Annotated in this window: 14 protein-coding genes; 4 read left to right on the top strand and 10 right to left on the bottom strand. The window is 53.9% G+C overall.

The window, feature by feature from the left end; translation table 11 throughout:
• Positions 1-57: 57 nt before the first annotated feature.
• From atpE to ACYQ15_RS13525, 4 genes are all read right to left on the bottom strand, one after another.
• A complete protein-coding gene (gene atpE, locus ACYQ15_RS13540) occupies positions 58-381 on the bottom strand; it encodes an ATP synthase F0 subunit C (RefSeq protein WP_459938035.1) in 324 nt (107 codons plus the stop codon).
• A 62-nt stretch (positions 382-443) separates the two neighbouring features.
• A complete protein-coding gene (gene atpB, locus ACYQ15_RS13535) occupies positions 444-1,136 on the bottom strand; it encodes a F0F1 ATP synthase subunit A (RefSeq protein ID WP_459938034.1) in 693 nt (230 codons plus the stop codon).
• 4 nt (positions 1,137-1,140) lie between these two features.
• Entirely contained in the window at positions 1,141-1,563 is a 423-nt protein-coding gene (locus ACYQ15_RS13530; protein ID WP_459938033.1) for an ATP synthase subunit I, read from the bottom strand.
• Positions 1,538-1,816, bottom strand: a complete 279-nt coding sequence (locus ACYQ15_RS13525) for an AtpZ/AtpI family protein (RefSeq protein ID WP_459938032.1) — start codon at positions 1,814-1,816, stop codon at positions 1,538-1,540. Before ACYQ15_RS13525 ends, ACYQ15_RS13530 begins: the two co-directional genes overlap by 26 nt.
• A 403-nt stretch (positions 1,817-2,219) precedes the next feature.
• Here ACYQ15_RS13525 and ACYQ15_RS13520 point away from each other — a divergent pair, with 403 nt between their 5' ends.
• The 3 genes from ACYQ15_RS13520 to ACYQ15_RS13510 all read left to right on the top strand — a co-directional run bounded on the left by ACYQ15_RS13520 (position 2,220) and on the right by ACYQ15_RS13510 (position 6,494).
• Complete coding sequence (locus tag ACYQ15_RS13520; RefSeq protein ID WP_459938031.1) at positions 2,220-4,700, top strand: Lon protease family protein; 2,481 nt, start codon at positions 2,220-2,222, stop codon at positions 4,698-4,700.
• A 406-nt stretch (positions 4,701-5,106) separates the two neighbouring features.
• The gene (locus ACYQ15_RS13515) at positions 5,107-6,267 is read left to right on the top strand and encodes a tetratricopeptide repeat protein (RefSeq protein WP_459938030.1); all 1,161 of its coding nucleotides are present in this window, start codon (positions 5,107-5,109) and stop codon (positions 6,265-6,267) included.
• 8 nt (positions 6,268-6,275) lie between these two features.
• Entirely contained in the window at positions 6,276-6,494 is a 219-nt protein-coding gene (locus tag ACYQ15_RS13510; protein ID WP_459938029.1) for a hypothetical protein, read from the top strand.
• 38 nt (positions 6,495-6,532) lie between these two features.
• Here ACYQ15_RS13510 and ACYQ15_RS13505 read toward each other — a convergent pair whose 3' ends face one another.
• Entirely contained in the window at positions 6,533-7,486 is a 954-nt protein-coding gene (locus ACYQ15_RS13505) for a hypothetical protein (protein WP_459938028.1), read from the bottom strand.
• Between the two features lie 1,242 nt (positions 7,487-8,728).
• Between ACYQ15_RS13505 and ACYQ15_RS13500 the strand changes: the two genes are divergently transcribed.
• Entirely contained in the window at positions 8,729-9,988 is a 1,260-nt protein-coding gene (locus ACYQ15_RS13500; protein ID WP_459938027.1) for a M23 family metallopeptidase, read from the top strand.
• Between the two features lie 436 nt (positions 9,989-10,424).
• Here ACYQ15_RS13500 and recR read toward each other — a convergent pair whose 3' ends face one another.
• The 5 genes from recR to mtnA form a co-directional block, all read right to left on the bottom strand.
• Positions 10,425-11,030, bottom strand: coding sequence for a recombination mediator RecR (gene recR / locus ACYQ15_RS13495; protein ID WP_459938026.1), 606 nt, complete (start codon positions 11,028-11,030; stop codon positions 10,425-10,427).
• Positions 11,031-11,041: 11 nt separating this feature from the next.
• The gene (locus tag ACYQ15_RS13490; protein WP_459939588.1) at positions 11,042-11,353 is read right to left on the bottom strand and encodes a YbaB/EbfC family nucleoid-associated protein; all 312 of its coding nucleotides are present in this window, start codon (positions 11,351-11,353) and stop codon (positions 11,042-11,044) included.
• 187 nt (positions 11,354-11,540) lie between these two features.
• Positions 11,541-13,364, bottom strand: a complete 1,824-nt coding sequence (gene dnaX, locus ACYQ15_RS13485; protein WP_459938025.1) for a DNA polymerase III subunit gamma/tau — start codon at positions 13,362-13,364, stop codon at positions 11,541-11,543.
• A gap of 205 nt (positions 13,365-13,569) precedes the next feature.
• On the bottom strand, positions 13,570-14,976 hold the full coding sequence (der, locus tag ACYQ15_RS13480) for a ribosome biogenesis GTPase Der (protein ID WP_459938024.1): 1,407 nt from the start codon (positions 14,974-14,976) through the stop codon (positions 13,570-13,572).
• 145 nt (positions 14,977-15,121) lie between these two features.
• Positions 15,122-16,150 (bottom strand): S-methyl-5-thioribose-1-phosphate isomerase, encoded by a 1,029-nt coding sequence (gene mtnA / locus ACYQ15_RS13475; RefSeq protein ID WP_459938023.1) that lies wholly within the window; start codon positions 16,148-16,150, stop codon positions 15,122-15,124.
• Positions 16,151-16,388 lie beyond the last annotated feature (238 nt).

Below are 16,388 nucleotides of genomic sequence, written 5' to 3'. Positions count from 1 at the left end.
AGACCGTCTCCTTGAGGAGACGGTCTTTCGGCAGTGTCTTGTTAAAGCCCGATCAAATTAACCGATGAAGGGGTTGGCGAACAGCAGGATCAGGTTAACAACCAGAGCGTAAATCGCCAGAGACTCGATGAAGGCCATGCCCAGGAGCAAAGTAACGGTGATCTTGCCGCTGGCCTCAGGATTGCGGGCTGTACCTTCGCAGGCGGCCTTCAGGCCCAGGCCCTGACCGATGCCGCAACCAAAGGCGGCAATACCCATGCCCAAAGCAGTGGCAAGAGCGATCATGGAGATGGTCGCGGGATCAGCATCAGCTGCGAAAGCGACAGAGGCCAAACCCATCAGGGCAACAGTGTTCAGGGCGATGAGAAACAGTTTACGCATTGGACGAAGTCCTCCTTGAGAAGTGTGTTATAGTTTTGGTCAATTGACCATTTCCCCCGGAATTAGTGGGCTTCTTCAAAAGCTCCCTTGAGGTACATCAGCGAAAGCATGAAGAAGATGAACGCCTGCATGGTCTTCATGAGCACGAAGAGCATAAAGATGGGCAACGAGCCGAGGATGGGCGCCAGGAAAAACATCAAGGCAATGACGATTTCCTCTCCGCGGATGTTACCGAAAAGTCGCAGGGTGAGTGAAAGCGGGCGGGCCAGATGGCTTATCAATTCAATGGGCAGCATCAGTGGCGCCAGCCACCAGAACGGGCCGGTGAAGTGCTTGATGTAGTGCAGGCCGTGCAGTTTGAAACCCCAGTAGTTGTAGTAAAGGAATACAAATATGGCCATGCCGATATTGGTGTTGATGTTGGCCGTGGGGGCGTCCGCACCGGGAATCAAGCCCGAGAGGTTGCAAAAGAGGATGTAAATGAACAGCGTGAAGAGCACCGGGAATACTTTTCGGCCGGCTTCTCCCATGTTCTGGACGACAAAGTCCTCCATCCCGCCGATCATCGCCTCCCAGACATTTTGGCTTTTTCCTGGAACAATAGTGAGCCTCCTGGTGGCCAACCAGCCCAGCAGGATTAGTACGGCCATGATAACCCACGAGTACACGATATGGATGTACTCCTTGGGAAAATGAACGCCTACCGCATCCAGGCCTTCTTTTAGAATAAGAACGTATTGAATGTCTCCAGCCATTTGGTCAAGCCTCCTTCACTTTTTGCCGGTGAAACCGGAAAACGCCCCAGAACAATATATTGATGATAACCGTAGTGAGCCCTGCCACCAGTGCAGCAACCGGGAGTCCGCTCCAGACGATCAGCGCAAAAAGAATAAGTCCGGTGAGGATCATGCGCCCGTAGAATCGAATCAACGAGAGGGCCATGAGTCCTTCCTGCTGCTGCGTAAGGCTTTGCAACCCCTTGGCCAGAAACCAGAAATTTGCCGTTGCCAGTGCGGTTCCGGCGGCAAAGGCCAGTGCCGCGGGATGAAATCCGGCAGCAATCATGATGAGGGATGCCAGAAAAAGCAAATAAAGTTGGTTTCGGATCAAGGTCCGGACATCATCCAGGAAAAATCCCTGCCGATGAAGTATTCTTTCAATCCTGAGATTTATATTTCGCATGTTTTTCAGCTTCCTGCCTGTCCAGTTCTCTCTGGATCTTTTTGGTTTCCATGTACATGTTCTTGAAACCGGCAATGATCCCGAAAACGAGGAATATCAGAAAAAAAACAGGCTTTGTTTCCAGCCACTTATCCAGATACCATCCGATCAGTGCACCCACGAAGGTAGAGGCGACCAGGTGAATGCCCAGCAGCCCGGCCTGGGAAAAAGGCTGCATCAGATCTTTATATTTTGATTTGGATCGAAAAAACATTGGGTACGACTCACCTCGAGCAGGATTTGGCAGGCATGTCACAGGAAGGCCTGGTCCTCGACACGTGCTCAATACATCTTTCAAACAGACAATAATTCCTGCTCTCTCGTGCAAACATTCACATGACTCCGGCGTCTATCACAGCGCTTTGGAGCAAGTCAACGTGATGAGGAAAAAAAAACCGTTGAACATCTTGTCGCCATTTCAGGAAAATCAGGCGGCTGACAAGGTTTCCTCTCCCAAGCCGTAGCCACTTCAACCGGAAGGCCATTCCCTGGCAAAGGCGAACCAAACCGGGATGACAAGATTCGCTTAAATGAATAGATAATCTTTGTTTCAGTTCGCGGAGCTTGCTTCGTTGACCAGACTACACTCTTTTTTTTTGGAGGAACCAAAACACGCCATGGCCATTCTCAAAAGTCTGTCCGCTTCAAAACTTCGCGCCCGACTCGCTCCGGAACAAATCCCATACCGGGACAGCACGGAAATATGCTCCACTCACCCGGCTCCCCCCATGCAGCCGAGAGCCCTGCATGCCTTGGAGCTGGGCCTGAACATATCCAAAAAGGAATACAATATTTTCATTGTCGGCGAACCCCAACTCGGCCGCACATATCTGGTGCAAAATTTTCTTACGCCCCGGGCGGCCAAGCGAGCCACGCCTTCGGATTGGATCTACGTCTTCAACTTTGACGACCCGGATCGACCGCTGGCTCTATCCCTGGCTTCGGGAGCCGCCAGAACCTTCAAAACCGAGCTGGCTTCGCTGGTACACCGTATCCGCGACGAAGTTCCCCAACGATTCGCCCAGGATCATTATCTCCGCCAGAAGGAAAAGCTTGTCCGCCAGTTCCAGAATTCCAAGGAAGAACTTATTCTGCAAATGGAAGAGCAGGCGGAATATCATGGCTTCAACCTTTCCTTCGATGAGCAAGGCAACGTCAATCTTTTTCCGGTGGTGGACGGCAAGGTACTGAACAGTGGCGAAGTCGACAAGCTTGAGCCTGGGATGCGCCAGAAACTTCGCAGCGAGGGCGATCAGACCCTGGATGCGATGCTCGGGCTGCTTCGTCAGATTAATTCGCGGGAGCAGGAACTCCGGGATGCCGAACGCAGCCTGGAGCGAGAACTCCTGGAAGAGGTGCTTGTCGAGGCTCTTGATCCCTTCATTGAACAGTTCACCGACCACGAAAGGCTGCATGCTTTCTTGTCATCCCTGCGCCAGGATCTTCTGGAGAATCTGGATCAATTGAAACCCAGGGAAGCTGCCGCCGTCCAGATGGGTGGGCCGGAAGCAGCAGCCTCCAATGAGGGATTCTTCGACCGATATTCTGTGAACCTGTTTGTGGACAACAGCAAGCTGGCCGGCGCACCAATCATTGTCGAGGACAACCCAACTTTCTTCAACCTTCTGGGTTGCATTGAACGCGAGGCCGAATGGGGCGCCCTGTTCACGGATTTCACGCTTCTGAAATCCGGCGCTCTGCACCGCGCCAACGGAGGTTTTCTGATCCTGCACATTGAAGACATTCTCCAGCATCCCCAGGCCTGGGAAGGTTTGCTGCGGGCGTTACGCTCGATGCAAATCCGGATCGAGGATCCAGGCGATCACCATGAAACCATTCGCACCAAAACCATTGTTCCCGAGCCCATCGCCCTGAACGTCAAGGTCATCCTCGTCGGAACGGACGAAGCTTACGACATGTTGCTGGCCTACGACGACCGCTTTCCAAAGCTGTTCAAGATCAAGGGCCAGATCCAGGATACCGTTGGCCGCGATGAAGATTCAATCCTCAAGTACGTACACTCCCTGGGCCGGATGATCAGCGAAGACGATCTGCTGCCCTTTGACCGGAACGCCCTGGCTTGGCTGGTGGATTTTGCCTCCAGGCTTGCCGAGGACCAGAAGAAGCTCTCCCTGCGCCTGCCTATTGTCCGGGAAGTGATGATAGAGGCTTCAGCCATGGGTGCGATGCACGGCGCGGACATGGTGAACAGGGGAATTCTGGAGGAAGCCTGGAAGGCCAAGAATTACCGCGCCAACCTGTACGAAGAGGAATTTTTGTCCGAATACGACCGTCAATTGATCAAGGTGGCCACCAGCGGCAGCGCCGTCGGCCAAGCCAATGGCCTTTCGGTCACCTTTCTGGGCGACTATGAACTCGGTCTGCCCCACCAGATATCCTGCAGCGTCGGAGTCGGGCACGGCGGGGTCATCGACCTGGAGCGGGAGGCGGAACTTGGTGGCCCGATTCACACCAAGGGAATGATGATCCTCAAAAGCTACCTGCTCAAGCTCTTTGCCCAAAACAAGCCTGTGGTCATTAATGCCAGCCTGTGCTTTGAACAAAGTTACGCCCATGTCGACGGTGATTCCGCCTCCGGAGCAGAGCTGGCCGCCCTGATTTCCGCCCTTTCCGGTTGCCCGATCAACCTCGCTTTGGCCTTCACCGGCGCGGTCAGCCAGTCCGGTGCGATCATGGCCGTGGGCGGGGTGACGTACAAGGTGGAAGGTTTTTTTGAAGTGTGTCGGCGCAGGGGATTGACCGGGAACCAGGGGGTGATCATTCCCGAGGACAATGTGGTTCACCTGATGCTCAAGCAGGAGGTTGTTCAGGCCGTGGAAGAAGGCCGGTTTCATATCTATCCGGTGTGTTGTATCGAGGAAGCCCTGGAAATCCTGACCGGCCTGCCCGCGGGACGGAGGTTGAAAAACGGCTCCTTCAGCGCTGGGAGCCTTTATCGGCATGTGGATGACCGTCTCAAGGAGCTGGAGGAACTGGCAACCCGGGACATCACCACCAGAAAGACAAGGCGCTCTTCTCCAAAGACCACGACAGCCGACTCTTCTGGAATCGAAGCGAGAGTCCGCCGCCTTCGTTGACCAGCCCCTGCTGCTTGATGCGCCAAGTCCTTCGACGCGAGAATGGCTTCCGCTTTATGCAGGCCTTCACCGCCGTCTTTGATTCCCTTACATTGTCGTGCTTACTGTCACTTCGGGCAGAGTGAAGCCACGGCCAATGCATTGACGACGATCACGCCAACAGGTAGCGCCTGGTTACACTTATTTTTCATTTATGGCCTTGATTTCTATCTGTAACATAATGTAGGTATAGCGACAGTGTTCTTTTGATTTTTTGTCTACCGATCGAAACCACCTTTTGCGTTCAGGCGACGAATCCCGGGATTGTTGCTGTGCCGGTCGGCCGCCTGTAAACAGCCGCTTTGACATGCCCAGGGGGCGAATTTCGGCAACAACCACCATCTACCAATTTGATGAAAACTCTCCCATGAAAAAAGTTGTTTCATCGTCCTCTTCGCCACCGCAAGCGCCACATCCGGCTGAAGTCATGCGAGTGCCCGCATCAGCAACTGCAGCCGAACTCCTGCCGTCCTATGTGATTGTGACGTCCAATGAAACGAACTATGACATGGATCGGGAGAATCTGCGCAAAATCGGCATGATTCTGAATTGTCGGTTGACGTCTTCGAGCGCAGTTCTGGATTACATCCGGCATAATACCATCAACACCATCATTCTTGATTCCGCGATTTCAGGTTGCCACATCCATGAGCTGGTTTTTCAAATCCGCAAATATCTTCGCGGCTCGCCGATGAACCTCATTGTCATATCAGACATTTCCGATGAAGGCTTTGTCATTGACGCCATCACCGCGGGCTGTACAGGCTTTATCATCCGCCCCTACAATCTGGAAACATTGGCGCGTCATGCGCGCGTCAGGCAGGAAGCCGACGCAATCTGCATCAATGAGGAAGTTTTGGCCGAAGGCCAGAGCCAGCTTCTTGCAGGCAATTATGCCGCGGCCATTGAAGGTTTTGAGGAGATCGTCGCGGGCAACACCAATGACGAACATGATGAAGCCCGAAAATATTTTGATCTGGGCAATCAGTTTCTGATGGAGAGAAAATTCGGCAAGGCCATCGCGGCATTCAACAAGGCCTTGCGGATGAATCACCTTTTCATCAAGGCTTATGAGGGGCTTGCGGAGTCGTACAAAGGCAAAGGGGACTTGAAGAATTACCAGTTGTATTTACAAAAGGCCGCTGATGAGTATGCCCGGATGGACAACTTTGCCGACGTGAAACGGATTTTCGCGAAAATTACAAAATATGATATTCATGCGCCCAATGCCTACAATACCCTGGGAATTGAATTGCGCCACAAGAAAATGTACGTTGAGGCTATTCATGCCTATATCAACGCCTTGAAGCTGACGCCCAAGGACGAAAACATCTATTACAATCTGGCCAAAGCCCAGATGTTCGCAAAACGATTTCGGGATGCCCTGTCCAGCATTCGCAAGTGCTTGTGTCTCAACGAGGATCATTCCGAGGCCTTGGAACTCTACAAGTTTTTTACAAAAGTGGAATGGGTGGATGATAAAAATGCGCTGTTGGAAACCAACGTCGAGTCTCTCCATCAAGCCTGAGAATCTCCATGTCTCCACTACGCCAGTCTTCCATCCGAGCATGCCCAATCTGCGGCAAAATGGTCCACATTCAGGAAGAGCGACATACGCTGTTTCATTGCCGCAATTTTTTGCTCAAGCAACTCTACCAGGAAATCAACCCGAAGAAGCGAGAAAATTTGAGTGAAAAAGTCGACGTACTGAATGCACGGCTCTCTCTCAAGGGGCAGAACCTGCTCGACACATGAGAAGGCTCTTGAAATATCGGACATCCGTCCGGCCTGATTTAAACAGCAAAAAAATATACCACCCCCACGAAAATCAGACTGGCGACGCGCAACCCCTGGCTCCAGAAGATCAGCTTGGCTGCCAACCCAGGTTTGAAAATGCCTGCATAATACGGAAATTGATGCCGAATGGCCCTCATGGGCGAGGAAAGGATATTGCCCACCAGCAGGGCAAGGACCACTTCTTTATGGGCCAAGGCGCCATCCGCAAGCAGGGCGCCTGCGGCAGCCGCGCCGGCGGAGAATTCGGCCACCATTTGAAAAACAACCACGCCAACTGCCTGGGGCGGCAGCCATGACAGCCAGCCAAGATTTTCAGACATGTATTGTTCTATTGCCGAAAACATGCCCCAACGATTCAAAAAATAGAACAGCACATAAATTGGCACGGTCAAATAGAGGACGCGGCTGATTCTTTTTTTGAAACGCTGCAGGGTGCGCTTGAAAATGTCCCGAAAACCCGCGGCTTCTTTTTCATCCAGGCGGCATGTAACGCAACGCTCCCGCGGCACCGGAAGGAAAAATCTTGAGAAGAGCAGAATAAACACGGTTCGCAATACCGCCGAACCGATCGTCAGTCCGAGATATGTTACTGCCGCGGCTCCGATCAGGGGCGCAAGAATGAAGAAAACGCTTGGCAAGTGCAAAAAATAGGTGGGCAAACTGTTGAACAGGTTGCTCATGATCAGTTCGCGACGACTGATCTTGCCCTGCTCATAAGCATCCGCGAGCATGGAGTTTGCTGAAATTCCCGAAAAAAATGCCAGTGAAAAACTTGCACCGGCAATGTCCGAAAGCCGTCCAAGGCGCAGCAAGGGAGAAACACCGGCTGCGACAACCTTGGTCCAATTCATTGCTTCGATCAATTGTCCGATGAGCAGGCCAATGCTGATGAACATGGTCAGTCTGGCCAACGGCCACACTAAAGAATTCCAAATTTCCGCAAAATCCATGATTTTTCTCTCTTGATGATCGTGATGACGAATATTGCTTGATTATTTTAAGAAATGTCCTGGTACCGGCTCCCCACCGGGTTAATGTCAAGTATGCCGCGATTCTCACATGGTCCCTCCTGTCTTTCATTCAGGCGAAGCCTGAACCCAGGATTTAAATGAGGTTTGGAAAGCAATTTTTTATGAGCGTACAAAATATGCTTGACAGCAGCTGGAATCTCTTGAAATCTGAAGATTACTGAATTTTGCCCGGGACATTGGTTTTGCTTGCAAAATGCCAGTCGGCTCGAGGCATCGATTGTTTATTCAAAAAAGCCACTTTGGCATGTAAATATCCAAAAATATTATGCTAATCGGTTACTGCTTCTGAAAGGAAACAGAGACAGCCATTCATGACGAACCGGGCCAGCTCCTGTTTTTGCTAGAGTTGCGGTAACTATTCAGCACATGTAGTGCGATCTGCCTCCAATCGGGGTCGCGGTCGGAATCGGGGTCGGAATCGGTTTCAAAACGTTGAGGAGTCTTCACATGGCTTTGCTTTCGATACCGACCCCGATACCGATACCGACTCCGATATCAACGCGGCAACAGCAGCATAATGAAAGTTACGAGGTGCGTTACTTTTCAGCTTCGTTCCGACTTGTCTCGATTTTTCGGCCTCGCAACTCCTTCGCCGACTTCGCAACATCGGACCATTGCTCGAATAAACATCCATTCGCACTTCAGGCGTTTGGCAATGGTACGATGAACGAATCCTGGCTCAGTCAGACAGGTGATGCCAAAAAATCGAGACAAGCCGGAACAATCCAAGTTTGTCATGAAAGTGCTGAGTAGTTACAAGTTTGCTGCATGGATACGTTATTCGCATGTCAAGGCTTGCCACAGCTGAATCATTATGGTTATCAGACCGCGGGAGTTATAGTTGCATCCACTTCTGAAATACTCTTCTTATTGGGCGCTTGAGGCAAATACTGAAATCTGGTGCCGAGTCCGTGTTTCATGCGGATCTTTGGAACTCCAACCGCTTTTGACGAGGCGAACTGCTACTTGCCGGAGGCAATCGTGAATCGCAATAATTATCATTATAGGTCAAGGCTCGTGCAACCAAAACGAGTTCGTTGGAAAAGGATTTTTTTCGCAATCCTTCTGGTTTTGGCTTTTCCAAAACTGATAATGCTTATCTCATCCCCATCCAATGACAAAAACGGACCGACCCTGTCCGTTACTCAGACGCTCAACGCCGTGAAACAAAACCAAATCAATATCTCACGGCAAACTCCCGTTCTTTTGGATGAACCTGATGAGCAGTTGCTGGACGTGATTGACGAAACACTCAATGCAGAGTCCGACAGCGTTTTGGAGCGCATCGTGCGTGTAGCCAGGGGGGACACGCTGATGGGCATTCTTCTGGAAGCCGGTCTGGCCCGCTCGGAAGCGCATGCAGCTGTTTCCGCCTTGCAGGAAATATACAACCCACGGGCATTGCAGCCCGGTCATGAAGTCGTCTTGACGTTTCGTCCCGCCGGTGAAGACACGGAGGAGGATCTTTTCGCCGGCCTGCGGGTGCAGGTTGATGTAGACAGAAATGTCATGGTGTTGCGCGAGGACGAAGAAGTATTCCTGGCCAAGGAAGAACAACTGGAGCTAGCTGTGGAACAGGTCGCGGCCCAAGGGGAGATTACGTCCAGCCTCTATGCCGCAGCCATGCAGACCGGCATGCCCAGCGCCGTGCTGATTCAGATGATCCGCGCCCTTTCCTACGACGTCGACTTTCAGCGTGATCTGCAACCCGGTGATCGTTTCGAGGCGCTTTTCGAACAGCAAGTGGACGATCAGGGACAAGCCGTGAAAGACGGGCCCCTGCTGTTCGCCAACCTGGAGATCAGCGGACGATCATACCGGATATTTCGTTTTACAACTCCGGACGGAGACACCGATTTTTTCAATGAACGCGGCCAGAGCGTCAGGAAGACCTTGATGCGTACTCCCATCGACGGCGCAAGGATCAGCTCTGGTTATGGAATGCGGCGTCATCCGATTCTCGGTTATAGTCGGATGCATCCGGGTCTTGATTTTGCCGCACCCACCGGCACGCCGATTATGGCCGCCGGAGACGGCGTGGTCACCCATGCCGGCCGCAAGGGCAATTACGGCATCACCGTGAAACTTCGCCACCCGAACGATTATACCACTTTGTATGCCCATATGAGCCGTTTGGCCAACGGTATGACCAAGGGCAAGCGTGTTAAGCAGGGGGAGATCATCGGCTACGTCGGCAGCACAGGGATGTCCACTGGACCGCATCTGCATTACGAAGTTCACCTGCGAGGTCAACACGTCAATCCGGCCGCCGTGAACTCGCCCCCCGGCCGCACATTGGCGGGAAAAGATCTGGAACTGTTCAAGCTGGCAGTGCTTGACGTCGAGTCCCGTTATGCCGCTCTGGCTGGAAAAGTGTTGGCTGAAATCCAGGACCAGGATGCGCCTGTTCAAACGCATTAGACTCGGCGTATCTCTTCGGCCCTTGCGGGACAGGTTGTTTAAATCAGCTTGATGGCGCTGGATAAGGAATAGATTTCAAAACTTGTGGCACGCATGATCTGGGTTCCCTCCATCACGGGAATGACTTTGTTTGTAACTATTCAGCACATACTTTGTGGTCACTTGCCAGAGCTGGATTCCGGCTTTCGCCGGAATGACGTATCATGCCACGTCTTTTCCAGTTAAGTCATACCGGCGAAGGCCGGTATCCAGTCCGATTTTTCTCGGATGAGCTGAGTAGTCACCTTTGTTTTTCATGTTGTCTCCAAAACAGTCATATCCGCGAAGGCGGGTATCCATCCCATATTTTTTCGAATGAGCTGAGACATTACGCGAATCAGGTTGTATGCTGCGAGTGCTGGATGCCCGGATAGCCCTCCGAGCCGGCTGCGAGAGGTCAGATTTTTTGGCGGTAGGCGATGGATTGGCGGAGGGTTTCCTTGTCGATATATTTCAAGTCCGTGCCCAACGGGATCCCCTGGGCGAGCCGAGTCACCTGGATGAGCGGGAATTCGCGCTCGACCAGATTCTTGACATACGAGCCGGTGGTTTCCGACTCCATGGTTGTTCCCAGCGCCAGAATCAATTCCGACACCTGATTCCGGGACAACCTTTGCCGCAAACGAACCATTTCCAGGCTTTCAGGCTTGACCCCGTCCAGGGGCGACAACAATCCCCCCAGGACGAGGTACATGCCTTTGTATATCCCCGACTGTTCCATGATCAGCATGGAATCCCATTCCGCGACCAGGCAGAGCTGCTCGGCCCGCCGTTCCGGGTCTGCACAGATAGCGCACGGATCCTGATCCGAAATCCCGGCACATGAACTGCATAGGCAGAGCTTGTCCCGCAGCTCCAGAATGCCGCGGCCCAGGTCCATGGTTCTTTCCTTGGGCCATTTGAGCAGTGTCAAGGCCACACGCAGTGCCGACTTCGGGCCGAGTCCCGGCAACGTGGCCAACTGATCCACGACGACCCGCAGGGTTTGGGGCAGTTCCCGCATCCCAGGCAACCCTAGAACATTCCTGGAATCTTGAGTCCGCCTGTTACCTGGGCCATTTCATCCTTCATCATGTCCCCGGCCTTTTTCATGGCCTCGTTTACAGCGGCCAGAACCAGGTCCTGCAGCATTTCCACATCCTCCGGATTGACAACGGCAGGATCAATTTTCACGGACAAGACCTCCTGAGCGCCATTGGCCGTCACCGAAACCATTCCCCCTCCCGCGGACGCTTCCACGGTTCTTTTGCCGACTTCTTCCTGCAATTTGCTGATCTTGCTTTGCATCATCTGGGCTTGACGTACCAAGTCTCCCATTCCTTTCATCATGATTAGATCTCCTTGAGGCTATAAAAAATGCAACTGCCAATCGAGACTTTATTTATGGGCCCGCGTACAAGCAAGGCAACCAAGTCTCAGCTGATCGTTGCACCGTGAAAACTTACAAGCCGGACCTTTTCCGGCTTGCGATCAAACGATTTGAGTGGATTTTAATTGTCATTGCCGGTGCGTATTAATGATTTGGATTGAAATGCGTTCGCGGTTCGATGGAGACAACTTTCGCCTTGAACTGTTCGACAAATTCGTTCACCAGTGGATGCGCTTCCGGGGAAATCGATTCCTTGACCGGTTTCGCCGCCTGGGGAGTATCAGGCGGAATCAGTTCAAGCTTAATGGGAGACCCATAGTACTCATGGACCAGGGTTTCCAGCATCCGCCATTTTGCGGGATCATTCAGCCCATCGTACAAAACACGGTGGGCACAGCGTAAGGTCAACCCATCCTGGCTTCGGGAACACTTCACCTGACGCAGGCCGGGAAGGCAGGCCTGATTAGTGCGGCACAGCCGGTCATAATGTTCCAGAAATCCGTCCCAGGTTTTGGCCTGGGAAGAAGTCGCGGCGGAAGAAGATGTCGGTGCGGCGGCGTGGCTTGGTGATTCCTTCCGCATTTCTGCCGGCATGGACTCATGCGCGCTGGCAGGCGGTTCCCCCGCGCCGCCGGCGGAAGGATAATCCACGCTGGGCTGCTTGGGGGCATGGTTCGGAGGAGACGTTCCAGGCTGTACCGGTGAAGCCGGTTGCCGGGGGGCGGTCACGGCAGGCCATTGATTTTGAGAATTCGGAACCTGTTGCGAGGGCTGTGCATGTTTCTGGCGAGCCACACCGGCCTGGAGCGGAGCGCCTTCTGGCCGCGCAGCATTTGGATTGCCCGGACCATGCTGCAAATCTTCCAGGGACACCAACTGCGGCAGGTACGTCAGGTTCAAGAGCAGCATTTCCAGTGACTGGGCAGGCTCAAGACTGTTCAAAACCTTGCGTTGGGCTTCCAGTGTGATCTGCCAGGCCGCATGGATATACGTCGGCGACAGTTCCGAGGCCACGGTCAGCCAAGCCCGACCTTCTTCATCCGGCAGCTCCAGCAGTGGCAAGGCCTTTTCCCCGATTTGGCGCAACAAGAAGAGATTGCGCCACAGTCCGGTCAATTCACGCAGAAAAAAACCAAGGTCGAGTCCTTGATTCAACAGCACCTTGAGCACGTCATGGACATCGAGGCAATCCTGCGCGCGCATCGCGTGGACCAGGCGCTGGAACAACTCGCCGCCGGCAAGGCCGAGAATCCGGCGCACATCCTCCAGGCGCAGGGATTGGTCGCTAATGGTCAGAACCTGTTCCAGAAGAGACATCGCATCCCGCACGCTGCCCGCTGCGCGACGGGCCAGTAGAGCGGTTGCCGCCGGCTCAAATTCGCGCCCTTCCAGTTCCAGAATCCGCTGCAAGTGGGCCTGCAGCTGGGTCTGGGGAAGCATCTTGAAGACGTAGTGCTGGCTGCGGCTGATGATTGTGGCCGGGAACTTGTGGGGTTCCGTGGTGGCCATGATGAAGGTCACTCCCGGAGGCGGCTCCTCCATGGTCTTCAGCAGAGCGTTGAAGGCATCCCGGGTGAGCATATGGGCTTCATCAATGATGATCACCTTGTACCGACACTCCAGGGGAGCATAGCCGACATCTTCCTTCAGCCGTCGGGCCTGCTCGATGCCCCGGTTGGATGCGCCGTCGATTTCAGCCACATCCACGGCTGAGCCGGCGGTGATCTGACGGCAATGATGGCATTGGTTGCACGGCTCGCTGGTGGGGGCGGAAGCACAATTGATGGCCTTGGCGAAAATCCGGGCCAATGTGGTCTTGCCAACCCCTCGCGTTCCGCTGAACAAATAGGCGGCAGCGACGCGATCCTGGACGGACGCTCTGGAAAGAATTGCCCGGATATCCTCCTGTCCGCAGACCTGCGCGAAAGTTTGCGGGCGATGCTTGGCTGTGAGCTGGATGTGGGACATGAAATCGGCCTTGGCCTGAAGCGGGGTGTTGGGTGTCAGTGGGAAATCTTTTGCGGGACAAAGGCAGCCGTTCGCTGTCTTTTATAATCGATACGGCTGCCGGAGACAAATCCGTTCATACGAGCAAACCCGGCGGAGGATGCCGCCTGCAGCGGCACATCCAAATGCGTTGCCTCGCCGCGGTCCTTCCATACCCTTTGACTCCCTACTTCTTCGAATTCTCGTGACTGGACCGGAAATGCAACTGCACGGGCGTCAGATTCAAGCTGAATCGTTTCCGAATCTGATTTTCAAGGTACCGGGAATACTCAGGCTTCACCAGCTGGGGATCGTTAACGAAAAAAACAAAGGTCGGTGGTGCAATGTCTGTCTGGGTGACATAAAAAAACTTGGCCCGCCTACGGTTGACCACGGCCGGCTGGTGGCGTTGCGTGGCTTCGCCGAGAATGCGATTCAGCTGACCTGTGGAGATTCGGGTCTGACACTGGTCCCAGACCCGTTCAGTGAGCGGGAGCAGCCCGCCCAGACCGGCCCGGGTTATTGTCGAAGTGAACATGATCGGGATATGCCCGGCGAAGGAAAGTTCTTCCTGAAAAGCCTTCTTCAGTGCATTCAGTTCGTTGCGTGGGATAAGGTCAATCTTGTTGACCACGGCGATCAAGGGCGTTTTTTCCCGGTCCAGAAAGGAAAGCAGCTTCTTGTCCTGTCCCGTCAAACCGTCCACGGCATCCAACACCAGCAGCGTAACCTGCGCTTTCTTGCTGCTGCGCAAGGATTTTAGCACACTGAAGCGTTCCAGGCTGTCCTGGATCCGGGTCCGTTTCCGCACCCCGGCGGTATCGACCAAGGTATATTGTTTGGAGCCGGCCTGCCATGAAACGTCCACACTGTCCCGCGTGGTTCCGGCCTCACTGGAAACAATGACCCGGTGATAGCCGATCAGCGCGTTGACCAGGGACGACTTGCCCACATTGGGCCTCCCGAGCAAGGCCAATCTCAGACCCATGATCTCAGTTTTCATCTCGGGATCCGATGTGCCGTCGACTTCTTCAGGAGAGGTCGGCTCAGCGGTGACAACCGGTGGCTCCGAAATTTCTTCTTCCGGTGGAGCCGGCAGCAGATCAATAATAGTGTCCCGCAGAAAATTCAGGCCATGACCGTGTGCCGCGGATACGGCGACGATCGTGAATCCGAGCTGATGGAATTCGGCGGTCATCAAGTCTTCTTTTTCCGCTCCGTCCACCTTGTTCACAACCAATAGCATCGGCTTGTCGGCCGTACGCAAAAGAGCCGCCACCTGTTCGTCAAGGGTTGTCAGGCCTTCCCGTCCATCCACGATCATCAGCACCAGCGAGGATTCATGAAGCGCCTCCCGGGCCTGGGAGAGTACAGCCTGCTTGATGTCTTCATTTGATTCAGGCTCAAGTCCTCCTGTGTCCACAAGCGCGTAGGGTTTTTCACCTCGCTTCACCTCGCCGTAGATTCTATCCCGGGTAACGCCGGGCATATCATGCGTCAGCGCCTTGGATGACCTCAGAAGGCGGTTGAACAAGGACGACTTGCCCACGTTGGGCCGGCCTATCAAGGCGACAATGGGCAGTTCATAAGACATGGATGTACGGGATCCTGTGGTTGATGTTTGGTTGGGGAACGAGTGTACATTTCGAATTTCAAATTTCAAATTTCAAAATTGAGATTTGAGGTTGAGGTTTGTAATCTGAGATTTGAGCTTGAGTCTATTATTTCAGATTTCATACTTAAGATTTCCAATCCACCAGTTCCCCAGGCTTGATCACGCCTTTCTCCGTTATCAAGGCGGTGATCAATTCGGCGGGAGTGACGTCAAAGGCGAAATTGAGCACGGGAACTTCGTCCGGAGTGATTTGACGATCCTGGATATGCGTTACTTCGAGAGCAGTCCGCTCCTCGATGGGGATATCCTCGCCTGAAGCCGTTGCAAAGTCGATGGTCGAGAAGGGAACGGCCACGTAAAAGGGAATGTTATGGCGTTTGGCCAGCACGGCCACGGTGTACGTCCCGATCTTGTTGGCTGCGTCGCCGTTGGCCGCCACCCGGTCCGCGCCGACGACCACGGCCTGAACCATTCCTTTGGCCATGAGCAGTCCCACGGCATTGTCGCAGCAAACGGTCACCGGGATTTTGTCCTGGGCCAGTTCATAGGCCGTCAGCCGGGCACCCTGCAGGAATGGGCGTGTTTCATTGGCCAGAACGTGAATATTTTTGCCGGATTTCACGGCTGCCCGGATTACGCCCAGAGCCGTGCCGTAGGCGCCCGTGGCCAGGGCTCCGGCATTGCAATGCGTCATCACGGTGTCGCCGTCCTGGATGACGGTCGCGCCATGCCTGCCCATCTCCCGGTTGATCATGTCATCCTGGCGATGCAGCTCCTCGGCTTGAGCGACCCATATCCGGTGCAGTTCCGCAAGCTGGATGTCCGGCCTCGCGCTCCAGGTTTGGCGCATCAGGTTCACGGCCCACTGCAGGTTGACGGCCGTCGGCCGAGCCTGGGCGAGTTCCGTCAGCTGGTCGTCCAGGTCCGAAGCCCAATGGGAGGAGGATGGATCGGCGTTGCCCGCGGCGATGCAGCACCCGTAGGCCGCTGTCACGCCTATGGCCGGGGCTCCACGGATGACCATCTCCTTGAGGGCGAAAATGATGTCGGCCATGTTCCGGCAGACGAACCATTCTTCTGTCTGCGGCAGCAGACGCTGGTCCAGGAGATGAAGTTCGTTGGTTTCGGGCTTGAAGATGATATGTGGCTGCATGATGTTGTCGGATGGTTCAGGTTGGATATGCTTGAAGTGCTCTGGAGTCAGAACGTTATGTTGAAGTGACTATTGGCAACTGCCAACAACTCCGGGCGATTGAACTACACGAAAACACCTGGACCCCGCCCTACGACGGGGTGACGACCGAAAGAACGTGCCAACGTGGCACTCCATTCCGTCAAACCGGCGCAGGCCGCTATTCAGGCAAAACAAAACTTTGACGGCATGCTGCCCT

The sequence above is a fragment of the Desulfonatronum parangueonense genome, from assembly GCF_054656975.1.
This window is presented reverse-complemented; position numbering and strand designations above follow the sequence as displayed.